Source organism: Micromonospora sp. NPDC049203 (assembly GCF_043197215.1).
Lineage (GTDB): Bacteria > Actinomycetota > Actinomycetes > Mycobacteriales > Micromonosporaceae > Micromonospora.
Genome location: NZ_JBICSV010000009.1, coordinates 151,554 through 167,001, shown reverse-complemented (window position 1 = coordinate 167,001; position 15,448 = coordinate 151,554). Strand labels below are relative to the sequence as shown.

At 71.1% G+C, this 15,448-nt stretch carries 15 protein-coding genes; 4 read left to right on the top strand and 11 right to left on the bottom strand.

The features are described from left to right. The 11 genes from ACGFIA_RS23535 to ACGFIA_RS23485 all read right to left on the bottom strand — a co-directional run bounded on the left by ACGFIA_RS23535 (position 1) and on the right by ACGFIA_RS23485 (position 11,832). Positions 1-885 (bottom strand): ABC transporter permease, encoded by an 885-nt coding sequence (locus ACGFIA_RS23535; RefSeq protein WP_357385842.1) that lies wholly within the window; start codon positions 883-885, stop codon positions 1-3. After that, entirely contained in the window at positions 885-1,895 is a 1,011-nt protein-coding gene (locus tag ACGFIA_RS23530; RefSeq protein ID WP_013474645.1) for an ABC transporter permease, read from the bottom strand. The genes ACGFIA_RS23535 and ACGFIA_RS23530 overlap by 1 nt, the downstream gene beginning before the upstream one ends. A gap of 16 nt (positions 1,896-1,911) precedes the next feature. Then, positions 1,912-3,567 carry an ABC transporter substrate-binding protein gene (locus tag ACGFIA_RS23525; RefSeq protein ID WP_357385840.1) on the bottom strand — a complete coding sequence of 552 codons (1,656 nt, stop codon included), beginning with the start codon at positions 3,565-3,567 and terminating at the stop codon, positions 1,912-1,914. A gap of 331 nt (positions 3,568-3,898) precedes the next feature. Next, on the bottom strand, positions 3,899-4,762 hold the full coding sequence (locus tag ACGFIA_RS23520) for an IclR family transcriptional regulator (RefSeq protein ID WP_357385838.1): 864 nt from the start codon (positions 4,760-4,762) through the stop codon (positions 3,899-3,901). Positions 4,763-4,821: 59 nt separating this feature from the next. Continuing rightward, positions 4,822-6,189 carry an MmgE/PrpD family protein gene (locus ACGFIA_RS23515; RefSeq protein ID WP_357471732.1) on the bottom strand — a complete coding sequence of 456 codons (1,368 nt, stop codon included), beginning with the start codon at positions 6,187-6,189 and terminating at the stop codon, positions 4,822-4,824. 1 nt (position 6,190) lies between these two features. Further along, positions 6,191-7,027: an ABC transporter permease gene (locus ACGFIA_RS23510; protein ID WP_357385834.1), complete on the bottom strand. Its 837-nt coding sequence runs from the start codon at positions 7,025-7,027 to the stop codon at positions 6,191-6,193. After that, positions 7,024-7,845 carry an ABC transporter ATP-binding protein gene (locus tag ACGFIA_RS23505; protein ID WP_393262052.1) on the bottom strand — a complete coding sequence of 274 codons (822 nt, stop codon included), beginning with the start codon at positions 7,843-7,845 and terminating at the stop codon, positions 7,024-7,026. Before ACGFIA_RS23505 ends, ACGFIA_RS23510 begins: the two co-directional genes overlap by 4 nt. 22 nt (positions 7,846-7,867) lie before the next feature. Further along, on the bottom strand, positions 7,868-8,956 hold the full coding sequence (locus tag ACGFIA_RS23500) for an alpha-hydroxy acid oxidase (protein ID WP_357471729.1): 1,089 nt from the start codon (positions 8,954-8,956) through the stop codon (positions 7,868-7,870). A gap of 53 nt (positions 8,957-9,009) precedes the next feature. After that, positions 9,010-10,122 (bottom strand): ABC transporter substrate-binding protein, encoded by a 1,113-nt coding sequence (locus ACGFIA_RS23495; RefSeq protein ID WP_357471726.1) that lies wholly within the window; start codon positions 10,120-10,122, stop codon positions 9,010-9,012. Positions 10,123-10,166: 44 nt separating this feature from the next. Further along, complete coding sequence (locus ACGFIA_RS23490; protein WP_354874058.1) at positions 10,167-10,910, bottom strand: aspartate/glutamate racemase family protein; 744 nt, start codon at positions 10,908-10,910, stop codon at positions 10,167-10,169. A 166-nt stretch (positions 10,911-11,076) separates the two neighbouring features. Next, positions 11,077-11,832: a hypothetical protein gene (locus ACGFIA_RS23485; RefSeq protein WP_357471723.1), complete on the bottom strand. Its 756-nt coding sequence runs from the start codon at positions 11,830-11,832 to the stop codon at positions 11,077-11,079. Between the two features lie 183 nt (positions 11,833-12,015). On the opposite strand from ACGFIA_RS23485, the gene ACGFIA_RS23480 reads away from it, so the two are divergent. The 4 genes from ACGFIA_RS23480 to ACGFIA_RS23465 are packed head-to-tail and all read left to right on the top strand — an operon-like array spanning position 12,016 to position 15,401. Next, positions 12,016-12,825, top strand: a complete 810-nt coding sequence (locus tag ACGFIA_RS23480) for a hypothetical protein (protein ID WP_357385823.1) — start codon at positions 12,016-12,018, stop codon at positions 12,823-12,825. After that, on the top strand, positions 12,822-13,484 hold the full coding sequence (locus tag ACGFIA_RS23475) for a carboxymuconolactone decarboxylase family protein (protein WP_357385821.1): 663 nt from the start codon (positions 12,822-12,824) through the stop codon (positions 13,482-13,484). The genes ACGFIA_RS23480 and ACGFIA_RS23475 overlap by 4 nt, the downstream gene beginning before the upstream one ends. Next, on the top strand, positions 13,481-14,146 hold the full coding sequence (locus ACGFIA_RS23470; protein ID WP_357385819.1) for an SDR family NAD(P)-dependent oxidoreductase: 666 nt from the start codon (positions 13,481-13,483) through the stop codon (positions 14,144-14,146). Before ACGFIA_RS23475 ends, ACGFIA_RS23470 begins: the two co-directional genes overlap by 4 nt. A gap of 31 nt (positions 14,147-14,177) precedes the next feature. Next, positions 14,178-15,401, top strand: a complete 1,224-nt coding sequence (locus tag ACGFIA_RS23465) for a CoA transferase (RefSeq protein ID WP_357480307.1) — start codon at positions 14,178-14,180, stop codon at positions 15,399-15,401. Positions 15,402-15,448 lie beyond the last annotated feature (47 nt).

Below are 15,448 nucleotides of genomic sequence, written 5' to 3'. Positions count from 1 at the left end.
TCACCGCCGCTTCGCGTTGGCGCGGTCCTGCAGGCCTTCGCCGAGCAGGCTGAAGCCCAGAACGCAGACGAACAGGGCCAGGCCGGGCGGGACCGAGGTCCACCACCGGCCGCCGACCACGTCCGCGGCGCCGAGGCTGATCATGGCGCCCCACTCCGCGTCGGGGATGCTCACGCCCAGGCCGAGGAAGGAGAGCCCGGCCAGGGTGAGCATGGCCCAGCCGCAGTTCAGCGGCGCGATGACCCGGACGGGGGTGAGGCTGTTGGGGAGCAGGTGCCGCCAGAGCACGCCGACCGGCGACGCCCCGGAGGTGATCGCGGCGTCGACGAACGGGAGTTCCCGCAGCGACCGCACCTCGGCGCGGACCAGCCGGGCGTACGCCGGCGCGTTCACCGCCGCGATCGTGATGATCAGGTTGATCGTGCCGTTGCCGAGCAGGGCGGCCACCGCCAGCGCCAGGATGAAGGTGGGGAACGACTGGAAGATGTCGACCACCCGCATCAGCACGTCGTCGAGCCAGCCGCCGAAGTAGCCGGCGACCAGGCCGAGCAGCGTGCCGACGACCACCGCGAGCGCCACCGCGGCCAGGGCGATGCCCAGGTCGAGCCGGGCGGCGTAGAGCACCCGGCTCCAGATGTCCATGCCGTTGCCGTCGGTGCCGAGCAGGTGGCTGCCGCCCGGCGCGACGAGCGTGTTCGCCGCGTCGATCTCGGTCTCGCCCCACTGGCTCAGCAGCGGCGCGAACACCGCCGCCAGCGCGACCACCGACAGGATGCTCGCCCCGGCGATGATCATGCGGCGGGCGAAACGGCTGTCCCGGTCGCCGCCGGGCACGACCACCGGCGCGGCGGCGGGACCGTCGGGGACGGTTCGCAGCTCGGCCATCAGAGCCTCACTCTCGGGTCGAGGATCGCGTGGACCACGTCGGCGATGAGGAACACCAGCACGTAGCACAACGCGATGACCAGCACCGACGCCTGCACCACCGGGTAGTCCCGGTAGAGCAGGCCGCGCAGGGCCCACTGGCCGAAGCCCTGCCACGAGTACACGTACTCAACGAGCACGGTGGAGCCGATCGCCGTACCGAAGACCAGCGCGGCCAGCGACGGCAGCCGGACCAGCGTCGCGCGCAGCAGGTAGCCGTAGTGCAGCGTGCGGTCGCGCAGCCCGTGGGCCTTGGCCGCGGCGTACGACTCCGAGTGCAGCACCTCCAGCGCGGAGGCCCGGACGCTGCGCAGCAGCGGGGCGACCACGCCGACCACGAGGGTCAGCACCGGCAGCACCAGGTACGCCGCGGCCGAGGCGATCGCCGGCCCGTTGGCGGTGAGGACGGCGTCGACGAGGTCGGCGCCGGTGAGCGGGGTCAGGCCGGTGTCCGGGTCCACCCGGCCGTTCGGTGCCGGGAACCAGCCGAGGATGCTGTAGCCGACGAGCACCAGGACCAGGCCGAGCCAGAACTCCGGGACGGAGTTGCCGACCAGCGCGAAGATCCGGACGCTGTGGTCGCCGGCCCGGTTGGCCCGCTTGGCCGACCAGATGCCCAGCACGGTGGCCACCACGAGCGCGATGCTCACCGAGATGACGACGAGCTCCAGCGTCGGACCGACCCGTAGCGCCATCTCCGAACCCACGGAGCTGCCGCTCTGGATCGAGGTCCCGAAGTCACCGGTGAGAAGCCCTCCGAGGTAGTCGAGGAACTGCTGCCAGAGGGACTGGTCCAGCCCGAAGCGGGCCCGGGCCGCGGCGGCGTCCTCCTCGGTGGCGTTCTGCCCGAGGATGCTGCGGACCGGGTCGCCCGGCAGCACTCGGACCAGGAGGAAGGCCAGGACGACCACTCCGAGCAGAACGGGGATCAGCTGGAGTAGTCGCCTGACGACAAACCGGAGAATTCGCATGGAGGGGTGACGTTTCCTAGGCCGATGCGCTCAGGTAGCGCAGGCGGGCGAGGCCGTCCATCGGCTGCACCCAGCCGGCGACGGATTCCCGGACGGGCAGGTTGAAGTTGGGCTGGCAGATGACCACCCACGGCACGTCGGCGGCGAGGATCTCCTGGACCCGCTTCCACAGCGCGTTGCGGGCGCCCGTGTCGACGGTGGTGTGCGACTTCTCGTAGATCTGCTCGATCTCCGGGTTGCTGTAGTTCGAGTAGTTGAGGTTGGCGCCCTTGACGAAGCTCGTCGCCAGCATGTACTCGACGTCGTCGACCCAGAGCTGCCCGGAGGTGATCTGGAGCGGGATGTTCTTCTTGGTCCGCCGCTCACCGAGGGTCGCCGGGTCCAGCGGGGTCAGCTTGAGCCGGATGCCGGCCTTGGCCGCCTCGCTCTGCACCTGGACGGCGATCTTCTGCTGCTCCTCGTTGTCGGCCTCGAAGACCAGCTCGGAGTCGAGCGACGCCCGGCCGGAGGCGGCCATCGCGGCCTTCGCCTTGTCCAGGTCGTGCGTGAACGGGTAGCCGCTCTCGTCGTATCCGGGCATGTCCAGCGGGACCGGGCTCTTGGCCGGGCGGGCGTCGCCGCCGTACACGTTGTTGATGATCTGCTCGTAGGGCACCGCGTAGGCGAGCGCCTTGCGCACGTTCACGTCGTTGAACGGCGCGGCGGTGACCGACATCTGGATGGCGACCTGGCGGTTGCTGGCCGCCGAGATGACCTTGATGCCCGGGGCCTTCTTCAGGTCCTGGATGTCGCGCTGGCTGATGCCCAGGGCGATGTCGATGTCACCGGCCTGGAGCTGGAGCCGCTGGTTGGAGGCGGCCGGCACCACCGAGATCCGGATGGTCGGCGTCTTGGCCGGGTCCGGACCCGGGTATCCGGTGTTCGCGCTGAGTTCGATCTCCTGGCCCTGGGTGGCCTTGGCGACGTTGAAGTAGCCGCCGGTCGGCGGGTTCTTCGCGAACCACTCCTTGGCCCAGGGGTCGCTGCCGCTGGCGTGCTTCTTGGCCTCGACGGAGTCGAAGACGTACAGCGAGATCGCCTGGATCTGCCGGGTCAGGGCGCTCGGGAACGCCTGGTGGAACTCGACCGTGTAGTCGTCGACGACCTTGACCTGGTCCGCGCTGGTCAGGCCGATGGTGCGGTAGACGCCGGCCACGTTGGCCTGGGCGGCGAACGCGCGGTCCTTCGACCACTTCACGTCGGCGGCCTTCATCTCGTTGCCGCTGGCGAACTTCACGCCCCGGCGCAGCTTGAGGGTCCACACCTTCTGCTCGGCGTCCGGCTCGAACGACTCGGCGAACGTCGGGGTGATGTTCTGGGTGTCGAGGATCTGGCTGCCGCCGGCGTTCGTGACCCCGTAGTCGACCAGGTACGGGAAGACGTTCTTGTAGAGCATCAGCGCGGTCAGGTCGAAACCGACGAAGTCCTGGTCCCAGCTCGACAGGTAGCTGGAGACGGCGATGCGCAGCGTCTTGGCGGAGGCGCCGCCGGACTTGCCGTCGCCTGACTTGCTGCCGCTGTCCGCGGCGCAGGCACCGGTGGCGAACAGGAGCGCGACGCTGCCACCCAACTGCAGGACGCCGCGGCGGGAGAGCGCGGGCGAGGAGGCGCCCGGACGGTGTGAACGAGCCATGAGAAGCCCTCCTAGAAGCACGAGGCGAATGGCCCGAGCTGCGGACCTACCTGGTGTTCTACCGGATTAGGCAGCAGTGAACAATAGGGTGAACAGATGTTCACGATGGCGCTCGCAGGATGAACCATGAAGGCTCCCGAACTGCGGGATGGCCAGGATGGCAGCGTTCACATGGTTTCACTGAAACGTTATGAACACGGACCGCGCGGAGGGCTGAAACGCCGATGACCCCGGGAGGGACACCCGGGGTCATCGTTCGCGCGGCGGTCCGCGCGGTCAGGGGCGGGCCGGACTCCGCGAACCCGCCGCGCGGGTCGGAGCCGGCCGTCGGTCAGAGTGGTCCGCGGTAGCCGATGTCGCGGGACACGGCGCGGGCCGCCTCGACCACCGCGGCGCCGTGCCGCAGCGTCTGCTCGGCGAGCCGCTCCCGCGGGCCGCACAGCGAGACCGCGCCCACCACGTCGCCCGAGGCGTTGCGGATGGCCGCCGCGACGCTCGCCGAGCCGGCCTGCCGCTCGCCGAAGCTCACCGCGTATCCCCGCTCCCGGATGCCGGCGATGTCGTCACGCAACGCGTCGGCCGAGGTGAGCGTCCGCGGGGTGAGGCTGGCGTGCCGGTGCTGGGTGAGGAACTCCTCGATCGTCTCGTCGGGCAGCGCGGCGAGGATCGCCTTGGAGGACGACCCGGCGTGCAGCGGGTACATCCGGCCCAGGGCCACCGACATCCGCACCTCGTGCGGGGAGAGCACCTGGTCCACGTACACCCGCTGCCAGCCCTGCCGGATGGAGAGCGTTGCCGTCTCTCCGCTGAGCTCGACGAGCCGTTCGAGATAGGGACGGGCGGTCTTCGGCACGTCCAGGGTCCGCAGCGCGGCCAGGCCGACGGTCAGCGCGCCCGGGCCGAGCTGGTACTGCTTTGTCCCCTCGTCGAACGCGAGGAACGCGTCCGTCACCAGCTCCTTGAGGATCCGGTGCGCGACCGCCTTGGGAATCCGGAGGTCACGTGCGATCGCCGACACGCCCAGCGCCTCGGGCGCCCGGGAGGCCAGCAGATTGATGATCGCGAAGGTCCGGGCCAGCCCGGAGCGGGCCCGGCCGTCCTCCCCCTCCGGCTCCGCGCCCGGCTCCGGTCGCCGGCCGGGCCGGGACTGAACGATGATCTCCGCGCCAGCCGGACCGGTATCCACTGGGGCCATGTCGAAGGCTCCTTACAGAACAGTTGGCGTCTATGTTGCCGGAGAATGCCGCGGACACGTTAATCGCCGAGCCGGACCGCCCGCATCAGCGCCTCGACATCCGTCGCGGGCAGCGCGGCCGCCCGCTCGACCAGCCGTTCCACAGAGGCCTCCGGCCAGCAGCCGGCCAGCAGCCGCCGTACCTTGTCCGCGACCCGGTCGAACCCGAGCGGATTGCCCGCGTGCCCGCTCGCGGCGAGCACCTCGGCGGTCGCCTGCCGCCCGTCCCGGGCCACCAACTGGATCCGGGCGCCGAGGTGCCGGGGCGGCATCCGGTCGAGCCGGTCGTCGACGACCAGCCGGGTCACCGACTGCAGGCGCGCGAGTTCCGGGTCCGCGATCCGGCCCGGGTCCAGATGGGACAGGTCGAACCCGCCGTCGCGGACTCCGCAGGCGACCACGTACGGGGTGCTCATGCTCGCGGCCAGCGCCGTCGACGGATGGGCCCGGCCGAGCACGTCGACCATCTCCCGGAAACCCCAGCCGTTGATCTCCACGATCTCGGCGGCGTCGCAGCCGAGTTCGGCGCGGGCCGCCACCGCCGCCTCCAGCGCGGCGTGCGTCGCGCCGGACGAGGGGTAGAGCTTCTGGCCCGCCCGCATCAGCATCGGCTCGCCGCCCAGCCCCTCGGTGAGGCTGTCGAGGTCGACCTGATCGGAGGCGGCGGCCAGGTAGCCCCGGTCGGCGGCCAGCGGCTCGTCGGTGGCGCACAGTCCGGCGCGCGCGGCGAGACCGGCGAGCAGGCCCTCCCGGGACGCCTGGCCGGACAGGGCGTACCAGGCGTCGGAGAAGTACGACGCGCCGACCACGCCCGCCGCCGCGTTGACGGCCAGGCCGATCGCCGCCTGGTAGACCTCGGCCCGCTGCTCGCCGCCCACCTTCAGGCTCGCCACGGCGGCGGCCGCCGTGTTGCACCCGCCCCGCGGATGCCAGCCCCGGTCGAACGCCGAGCGGCCGAGAGCGGTGCCGATCCGCATGGTGACCTCGTATCCGACCACCGCCGCCTCGATCAGCGCCGGGCCGGAGGCCCGCACCTCCTCGCCGCGCGCCAGCAGCGCCGGGAACGTGCCCACGCCCGGGTGCCCGAGCGAGCCGTGCCAGACGTCGTCGAGGTTGGGGCCGGACGAGCCCGCGACGCCGTTGAGGAACGCCGCCCGGTCCGGCGCCACGCGCAGGGCGGTGCCGACGACGGTGCTCAGGCCCGGCTCCCCGCCACCCATGCGCAGTTCGGTGGAGACCCAGCGCCGGTGGTGGTCGCGGGTGCTGCCGAGCACCGCCACGCCGAGGTGGTCGAGCAGCAGCCCGCGTACCCGCCCGACCACGTCGGCGGAGAGATCGTCGTACCGCAGGTCGGCGGCCCAGCGCGCGAGCGCGGCGGTCGGGTTCATCTCAGCCCTGCTTCCAGCGGGTCGCCCAGCGTTCCAGCACGATGATCAGTTGGGAGAGGATGACCGACACGCACGCCACGAGCGCGACGCCGGCCAGCACGCCGGTGGTGTTGAAGAACGCGGCGGCGTTGGCGATGACGTAACCCACGCCCTGGTTGGACGAGATCAGCTCACCGACGACAGCGCCGATCACGGCCTGCGGAACGGCGATGCGCAGGCCGGTCATCACCCACACCGCGGCCGACGGCATGACGACCCGGCGGTAGATGGTCAGCCGGTTCGCCCCCATGATCCGCAGTGAGTTGATGAACAGCGGGTCGACGTCGCGCGCGCCGGTGAACGTGTTGTAGAAGACCAGGAAGAACGAGATCAGTCCGACCAGGACGATCTTCGAGCCGAACCCGATGCCGAACCAGAGCACGAACAGCGGGGCCAGGGCGAGCTTCGGCATGCTGTAGACGACTGTGACGAACGGGTTGAGCACCGCCGCGGTCGTCGGCAGCCGGCCCAGGGTGAAGCCGACGAGCACGCCGGCCACGCTGCCGATCGCCAGACCGGCGCCGAACTCCTGCAACGTGATCAGCAGGTGCGGCCAGATCGACCCGGTACGGAACCACTCCAGAAGCTGCTGCCCGATCGCGCCGGGCGAGCTGGTGAAGAACGGGTCGATCAGCCGGCCGGACATCCACTGCCAGGAGCCGAGCCAGACGATCACCACGGCGATCTGGCCGAGCGCGATCTTGATCTTCGGATTGAGCTTGCGGGGCGGCTTGGCGGCGGCCGGCCCGGCGGCCGGCGCGGTGACCGCGCCACGGCTGACCGTCTCGGTGTCACTCATGGGTTCGCCATCTCCTTCTCGCCGGCGTGGATCTCCCGCCCGAGGTTGTGCCAGACCCGGCGGCGTACCTCCTGGTACTCCGCGGTGAACTGAAGCTGCTCCAGGTCCCGTGGGCGGGGCAGGTCGACCTCGATCACGTCGACGATGCGGGCCGGGCGGGCGCTCATCACCACGACCCGGTCGGCCAGCGTGATCGCCTCGTCCATGTCGTGGGTCACGAACAGCACCGCCGCACCGAGCTTCTCCATCAGCGAGAGCAGCTCGGCCTGCATGCGCAGGCGCAGGATCGCGTCGAGCGCGCCGAACGGCTCGTCGAGCAGGAGCGTCTCCGGCTCGTACACCAGCGCCTGCGCCAGGCCCACCCGCTTGCGCATGCCGCCGGACAGACCCGCCGGGTACGTGTTCTCGAACCCCTTGAGGCCCACCATCTCGATGTAGGTGGCGACCTTCTCCCGGCGCTGCCGTGCCGGCACCCGGCGGATCTGCAGCGGCAGCTCGATGTTCTCGGCGACCGTACGCCAGGGCAGGATCGAGTCCCGCTGGGTCATGTAGCCGATGCTGGTGTTCGGGCCGTCGATCGGCGTCCCGCGGTAGGTCAGCGACCCACTGGTCGGCGTGATCAGCCCGGAGACCATGTTGAGCAGCGTCGACTTGCCGCAGCCGGAGGGCCCCAGCAGCGCGACGAACTCGCCCTCCCAGAGGTTGAAGTCCACGCGGGAAAGGGCGTTCACCGGGCCACGACGCCCGTGGTAGGTCATGGACACGCCCTCAGCCGACACGACGGCGTTGCGGGCGGTCCCCTTTTTGTCAGTAGACATCCGACTTCTCCCGTATCCGCTGTCAGGCCGGCTGAAGCATGGAACGGTCGACCTCGGCCAGACTCGATCGCCCGAGCAGGGCCAGCGACTTGACCATCTCCGCCGCGACCATCTCCAGGGCCCGCCGTACGCCGTCGCGACCGCCGGCACACAGCCCCATCGCCGCGAGCCGGCCCACCACCACCAGGTCGGCGCCGAGGGCGATCGCCTTCAGCACGTCGGTGCCGCGCCGGATGCCGCCGTCGACGGCGACGCTGATCCGGCCGCCCACCGCGTCCACCACCTCGGGCAGCTGCCGAAGCGTGGCCGGGGTGCAGTCGAGCTGCCGTCCGCCGTGGTTGCTGACGATCACCCCGGCCGCGCCCATGTCGGCGGAGAGCACCGCGTCCTCGCCGGTCATCACGCCCTTGATCACCACCGGCAGCGAGGTCTCGCTGAGCGCCTCGGCCAGGTAGTCGAACGTCCACACCGGCTGGCTCATGGCGCGGAACTCGCCGAACATCTCCTCGGCGTGGCCCGTCTCGCCCTGGTAGTTGCCGCGCATGACGTCCTCGTAGACGAACTGGTTGGCGAGGTTGCGGTCGCGGTAACCGGCGGTCGGGCAGTCGGCGGTGATCACCAGACCGCGGTATCCGGCCGACTCGGCACGGCGGACCAGCCGCCGGAAGTTGACCAGGTTGCCGACCGGGTGGAGCTGGAACATCAGCGCCGACTCGGGTGCCACCTCGCGGATCCTCTCCAGCGGGTGGGTGGAGACGTGCGGCGCCAGGGCCAGCGCGCCGACGTCCTGCGCCGCGCCGGCCACCGCGAGCTGGCCGTCCGGGTGGAACAGCCCGTCCGCGCCGAAGGGCGCGGTGGCCACCGGCATCTTCAGCGGCCAGCCCAGGTACGTCGTCTCCAGCGACGGCGGCTTGCTACCGGTGAGGATCCGCGGCCGGAACGTCCACCGGTCGAACTCGTCGAGGTTGGCGGCGACGCTGCGCTCGGCGCCCGCGCCGCCCTCCAGGAAGTCCCACACGGCCTGCCGTGCCCCGTTGCGGGCCGCGGCCTTGAGATCTCCGAAGTTCTTGATGTGGGTGGAGCTCACCCCTGGTACCGAAGTCGTGGTCACGATCGTCTTCCCAACGTCGAGGAGCCGGCCCGGCCGGCGATGGGCGGGGCAGCTCAGTAGGACGTGCCGACCTTGTCGAACGCCTGCTTGGCGATGGTGGCGTTCCAGGTGTCGTCGAAGCCGATCTTCTTGGCCGCGGCCGCCTCGCTGACGCTGCCGTTGATCTCGAAGGCGGTGACCACGAACTCCTTGGCCTGCTCGTACTGCTCCGGGGTCGGGACGATGCTCTTGCCGTAGATCGGGTAGTTCGACTCGAACGCCGTCTTGAAGACCTCGGGCTTGATGTCGGTGAAGATGCCGCCGAGCAGGTCGCGGAACTCGTCCTTCTCCGCCTGGATGAAGTTGAGCGACCGCTGGATCGCCCGGCAGTACGACGCGATGGCCTCGGGGTTCTTCTCCAGGAAGTCCTTCTTGCAGGAGGCCATGATGTAGGGGAAGCCCACAAGCGGCTGGACCGGGTCCTTGGACATGTCGTAGAGGTACTTCATGCCGAGGTCGGAGATCGCCTGGTCGGAGATCGGCGACGAGATCGCCATGCCGTCGATCTGCTTGTTCTTCACCGCCGCGAGCATCGCCGAGCCGCCGCCCTGGATCGGCACGATCTGCAGGTCCTTGTTCGGGTCGAGCTTGCCCAGGTTGCTGGAGACGTAGCGGATCAGCAGGTCCGGGGTGCCGGCGACGCCGGTGGAGGCCAGCTTCATGCCGCGCATGGCCGCGCCCCGCTGCTCGGGCGTGCTCGAGTCGGACAGTCCGGCCTTCTCGAACGACTCGGCGCTGACCACGATGTTCGTGGCCAGGGTGGTCACCATGCCGCAGAAGCTGATCAGCGGCTGGCCCACCGCCGTGGACTTCATGGTGTCCATCGGCGAGCCGACGACGAACTCGGCGTCACCGGCGAGCACGATGTTCGCCACCACGCCCTGGCCGGCGACCTTGCCGCTCTGCTGCAGCCCCTCCTCGGCGAAGTAGCCCTTCTTCTCGGCGACGAGGAACGGCGCCCAGATGTAGGAGGTCGCTGTCGATCGGATGGTGGTGTACGGGCCGCCGGAGTTGCCGCCGCCGGAGGCGGCCGGGGCGCCGTCGGGACGGGAACAGGCGGCCAGCAGGCCACCGGCGCCGGCCAGGGCGCCGAGCCGGAGCAGGTTGCGACGGGACAGAGAAGACATGGTTACTCCCGGGGGAAACGAGTAAGTGAGAGGAGGTGGCGCGCTCAGTGCCGGCCGAGGGCGCCGAACGCCGCCGGCGAGTCGCCGAGTCCGGCCGCCCGGAAGGCGGCCCAGATACTGGCCTGGTTGGCCGTGACCACGGGGATGGAAAGGTCGCTCTCCAGCTCGGCGACCACGCCGAGGGTGGAGAGGTTCGTGCAACTGATGAACAGCGCCTCGGCGTCCGGGTGGGCAGCGGCACGAGCGAGTCGGTAGACGACCTCCTCGGACTGCTGCGCGATGGCCGAGACCGGTGTGCGGGCGAGCGGGAAGTGCGCGACGCGCTCACGCAGGCCCAGACCGACCAGGTTGACCACGTCGAGCCCGTGTGCGGTGAAGAACTCGCGCAGTCGCTGGTTGATGGTGTCGTCGTAGGGGGTGGCGACGGCGATCCGGGTGACGCCCAGCGCGCGGAGCGCCTGCACGCCGGCCCCCGACGTGGACAGCGCCGGGCAGCCCGCGCGCTCGGCGATCCGCCCGACCAGGTCGGTCTCGTACTCGTGGCCGCCGACGAAGCTGCCGGATGTGCAGCCGAAGACCACGACGTCGGCGTCGAGTTCGGACAACTGCTCCGCGGCGCGCAGGGCGTCGTCGGCCATGGTGACCAGACCGGCCGGGTCGAGCCGGGGGATCACCATCCGGGCCGCGTGTGCGGACGCGCCGCGGGGCAGTACCGAGTAGATCTCCGGCTCCATCGTCATGTTGACGTGCGGGACGATCAAGCCGATTCGGGCTCGCCAGCCGTGCATCGTTCGTCACCTCCTGGCGGCCCGGTGCCGGGGCGTAGGTTTAGTGGGAAAGCGGATTCGTTCGCCTGAGTGGAACGCCGGTCCGCTGTGTATGCCGGGACGCTAATGGCTGGTCCCGAGCCCCGTCAAGGGTGGAAAAGCAGCCGAAACAAAACGCCCGGCCCGCTCAGCTCCAGCGGCCGACCAGGTCGTTGACCAGGCACGACGACGAGGCCGCCGGCTGACCGAGGCGACGCAGGGCGCGATACGCCGCCGCCACCGACGAGGAGAGCACCGGTACGCCCAGCTCGCCGCCGACCGCCGCGATGGCCTCGACGGTGGGCATGCCGGTGCCGCTGAGCAGCACCACCGTCTCGGGGTCGGGCCGCAGCTCACGCAGCAGGGCGGTGACCTCGGCGGGAGTGATCGCGTAGATCCCGTTCGGCGCCGGCGCCTTCTTCACGCCGGCCACGGTGAGCCCGGCGGAGGTCCAGTACGCGACCGCCAGGTCGGTAAGCCAGTCGGGGTACGGCGAGACGACCAGCACCCGCGTGCGGCCGAGTTCGGCAAGCGTCTCCAGGATCGCCCGGGCCGCGGTCAGCCCCTGTCCGGCGCCCGCCGCGTCGATCGCCTCGTGCAGCCGCGCGTCGCCATCCGTTCCCACCAGGTAGGACGAGCCGGTACAGGCGAAGTAGGAGACGTCGGGCCGGGCCGGGAGCAGCGTGCTCGTGGTCGAGGTGAGCGCGTCGTTGTAGCCGAGCAGCCGCTCCTTCAACGTGCCCGGGACCTGCGGCAGCGGCGCGATCCGGACATCCACCGCAGCGGGCAGCAGAGCGCGCAGCTCGGTCGCCACCGTGGGGTTCTCCGGCGGCACCAGCGCCGCGACCCCGCCACCGCCGTTACCGCCCGCCGACACGTCGATCCGATTCGGCTCGTCGCCCATGACAGCCACCGCCTTCCAGTTCGCTGATCGTTTTCGAGACTTGGCCCGAACCGTTGACAGGCCGGGCAGTGGCACGACAGTATCCACCTTGTTCCGCCTGGGAAACCACCGTTCGTTTGACAGGAACAATCCTTATCTCGGATGGGCACCCAGGAACCCCGAGGCAAAGGTGTGCAGACTGACATGTGGAATCGCCCTGACGTCGACTTCATCTCGACCCAAGACCTGCCCTGGGCCCCGGTCCCGGGCGGTCAGTTCGGCTCGGGCCACGGCGGCGGCCTGCGCAAGACCTTCTCGGTCGACGAGGAGGACGGCGCCCGCACCGAGCTGCTCGCCTTCACCAACCGGCAGCAGGGCGTGCTGAGCGCCCAGGCCGACATCTTCGTGATCGCCGGCCGGGGCACCGTCAACGACGAGCCGTACGCCCCGGGCACCTACCTGCACGCCCAGGCGATGACCGAGCTCGACTGGGTGCCCGGCGTCGGTGAGACGGTGCTGTACTTCGGCCCGCACAGCACGCCGGAATTCGCCGCCGGACCGGGGTCGGGGACGCTCACCGTGATGCACGAGACCCGCGACGAGTGGGTGTCGATGGGCTGGCGCGGCGACGAGCCGCAGCCGGCCGACGTGCGGATCCGGTGGCTGCGCCGCGACGAGGCCGGCATCGTCTTCCTGGTCGGGATGCTGCCCGGATACACGGCGATCAACGAGGAGAAGCACCCGGTCTACGAGGAGTCCTTCAAGATCGCCGGGGACCTGATGCTGGGACGCCGTGGCGTGGTCAAGCCCGGTGGCTACTTCTTCCGCAGCCCGCAGACCTGGCACGGCCCGCTCTACAGCCGCACCGGCAACCTCTCCCTGATCCGCAAGAACGACTTCGGCAGCACCGACTACCGCGACCCGCTGCCGGGCCACGACCTGGGCAGTCTCATCCCCGCCTTCTACGACCGCGACGCCTCGTTGACCCCGAGCCTCGGGCCGTCGCAGCGATGAGCGAGCCCGATCAGCTCGCCGCGATCCGGGCCGAGCGCGGCTACCTGCTGTCGTACCACGAGGTGTACGCCCGCACGGAGCCCGGCTTCCTGGAGGCGTACACCCGGCTCTACCGCCGGTTCACCCTCGACGAGCGGCACCTGTCGGCCCGCGAGCGGGAGCTGATCTGGGTCGGTCTGCTCGTCGCCGACGAGGAGGCGGTGGGCACGCTGCACGTCGAGCGCGGCTACGCCGCGGGGCTCACCACCGACGAGATGGCGCAGGCGACGGCGGTGGCCGGGGCCGCGGCCGCGTGGCGGCCGATCTTCTTCGCCGCGCGGGCCTGGGCGGCCACGCTGCCGATGGACGGCTTCGCCCGGTACCACGCCCTGCTCGCCGCCGCCGCGCCGGACCTGTCCGGCCGTGAGGCCGACCTGATCGCCGTGGTGGTGCACGCGGTGCACCAGCAGGAGGAGGCGTTCCTGCACCACCTCGACCGGCTGTACGCCGCCGGGGTGCGGGAGCGGGACATCGCCGAGGCGATCAGCTACCTGCTGCTGCCGCGCGGCGCCAACGCGCTGCTCTGGGCCACCGACCAGTGGCTGGCCGCGGTGGAGTCCGGCCGCGTCACCCCCACCGGTGAGCTGGCCGGCGTCAACACCCGGACCCGCCGGTCATGACCTCGCTGGTGGTCGGCGGACGCGGGGCGATCGGCGCCGCCGTGGTCGACGCCCTGCGCCGCGACGGGGAGACGGTCCACGTGCTGGACCGGGCCGACGGCGTGGACGCCGCCGACCCGCGCCAGGTCAGCCGGTTCCTGGACGCGCTCCCCGAGGCGCCGACCCGGGTGGCGCACCTGGCCGGGTCGGTCGGGCACGGCGGGCTGCTGGACGTATCGCCCGAGCAGTGGCGGCAGGTGCTGGACGACAGCCTGACCAGCGCCTACGTCGTGGTCCGGGCGGTGCTGCCGGCCATGCTCGCGGCCGGTGGCGGCGCGATCGTGCTGATGAGCTCGGTGAACGGCCGGCACGGCGGGAACGCGATGTCCGGGCCGGCCTACGCGGCGGCGAAGGCCGGTGTGCTGGCGCTGACCCGCAACGTCGCCAAGGAGTTCGGCGGCCGGGGCGTACGGGCCAACGCGGTGGCGCCCGGACCGGTCCGGTCGGTGATGACCGAGCGCCTGTCCGCCCGGGAGCTGTCGGACCTGGTCGGGCAGGTGCCGCTGCGCCGGCCCGCCGAGCCGGCGGAGGTCGCCGAGACGATCGCGTTCCTGCTCGGCGAACGCGCGAGCTACGTCAACGGCGCCACTGTCGACGTCAACGGCGGGATGTGGACGGGATGACCGGGACCGTACGAGTAAGGAGGTACCAGCGGTGACTGAACGGGAGAACCGGGCGGACGGGCACGGCCCGCTGCACGGCATCCGGGTGCTTGACGTCTCGACCATTCTGGCCGGGCCGCTCTGCTGCCAACTGCTCGGCGACTACGGCGCCGACGTCGTCAAGATCGAGCACCCCGTCGCCGGGGACAGCATGCGCGGCCACGGCGAGGCCAAGGACGGCGTGCCGCTGTGGTGGAAGGAGATCTCGCGCAACAAGCGGACCGTCGGGCTCAGCCTCTCCGACCCCGACGGCGCCGACCTCTTCCTCCGGCTCGCCGCCACCGCCGACGTCGTGGTGGAGAACTTCCGCCCCGGCACGCTGGAACGGTGGGGCGTCGGCCCGGACCGGTTGCACGAGGTCAACCCCGGGCTGGTGATCGTCCGGATCACCGGCTTCGGTCAGACCGGCCCCTACGCCGCCCGCCCCGGCTTCGGCACGCTGGCCGAGGCGATGAGCGGCTTCGCCCACCTGACCGGCGAGGCGGACGGCCCGCCGACGCTGCCCGCGTTCGGCCTGGCCGACAGCATCTGCGGCATCGCCGCGTCGTCGGCCGCGGTGATGGCCCTCTACGCCCGCGACGCCCGGAGTGGCCGGGGCCAGGTCGTCGACATGAGCCTGCTGGAACCCATCATGACCGCCGTCGGCCCCGGGCCGATCGCGTACGACCAGCTCGGCGTCGTCGGGCAGCGGCACGGCAACAGGTCCACGAACAACGCCCCGCGCAACACCTACCGCACCCGGGACGGGAGCTGGGTCGCCGTGTCCACCAGCGCACAGGCGATCGCCGAGCGGGTCCTGCGCCTGGTCGGTCACCCCGAGGTCATCGACGAGCCGTGGTTCCGCTCCGGCCGGGAGCGGGCCGCGCACGCCGACCTCCTCGACGCGTACGTGGGCGGATGGATCGCCGAGCGTACCCGCGACGAGGTGTTGCGGGAGTTCAGCGCGGCGGGCGCGGCCGTCGCCCCCGTCTACGACGCGCGGGACCTGGTGGAGGACGAGCACGTCCGTGCCACCGAGATGATCACCACGGTGCAGGACGACGACCTCGGACCGATGCGCATGCACAACGTGATGTGGCGGATGTCGGACACGCCCGGCGCGATCCGGTTCACCGGACGGGCCCTGGGCGCCGACACCGACGAGCTGCTCGGCACCGAGCTGGGCTGCACGCCCGAGTTCCTGGCCGAGCTGCGCGCGCGCAAGGTCGTCGCCTGACCGCCCCCGTGGTCGGTCGACCGATTCCGAAAAGAGTGAGGAACAAC

Coding starts and splice junctions, on each gene's coding strand:
- ACGFIA_RS23535 (WP_357385842.1), bottom strand. CDS start 885: ATGGCCGAGCTGCGAACCGTCCCCGACGGTCCCGCCGCCGCGCCGGTG.
- ACGFIA_RS23530 (WP_013474645.1), bottom strand. CDS start 1,895: ATGCGAATTCTCCGGTTTGTCGTCAGGCGACTACTCCAGCTGATCCCC.
- ACGFIA_RS23525 (WP_357385840.1), bottom strand. CDS start 3,567: ATGGCTCGTTCACACCGTCCGGGCGCCTCCTCGCCCGCGCTCTCCCGC.
- ACGFIA_RS23520 (WP_357385838.1), bottom strand. CDS start 4,762: ATGGCCCCAGTGGATACCGGTCCGGCTGGCGCGGAGATCATCGTTCAG.
- ACGFIA_RS23515 (WP_357471732.1), bottom strand. CDS start 6,189: ATGAACCCGACCGCCGCGCTCGCGCGCTGGGCCGCCGACCTGCGGTAC.
- ACGFIA_RS23510 (WP_357385834.1), bottom strand. CDS start 7,027: ATGAGTGACACCGAGACGGTCAGCCGTGGCGCGGTCACCGCGCCGGCC.
- ACGFIA_RS23505 (WP_393262052.1), bottom strand. CDS start 7,845: ATGTCTACTGACAAAAAGGGGACCGCCCGCAACGCCGTCGTGTCGGCT.
- ACGFIA_RS23495 (WP_357471726.1), bottom strand. CDS start 10,122: ATGTCTTCTCTGTCCCGTCGCAACCTGCTCCGGCTCGGCGCCCTGGCC.
- ACGFIA_RS23490 (WP_354874058.1), bottom strand. CDS start 10,910: ATGCACGGCTGGCGAGCCCGAATCGGCTTGATCGTCCCGCACGTCAAC.
- ACGFIA_RS23485 (WP_357471723.1), bottom strand. CDS start 11,832: ATGGGCGACGAGCCGAATCGGATCGACGTGTCGGCGGGCGGTAACGGC.
- ACGFIA_RS23480 (WP_357385823.1), top strand. CDS start 12,016: ATGTGGAATCGCCCTGACGTCGACTTCATCTCGACCCAAGACCTGCCC.
- ACGFIA_RS23475 (WP_357385821.1), top strand. CDS start 12,822: ATGAGCGAGCCCGATCAGCTCGCCGCGATCCGGGCCGAGCGCGGCTAC.
- ACGFIA_RS23470 (WP_357385819.1), top strand. CDS start 13,481: ATGACCTCGCTGGTGGTCGGCGGACGCGGGGCGATCGGCGCCGCCGTG.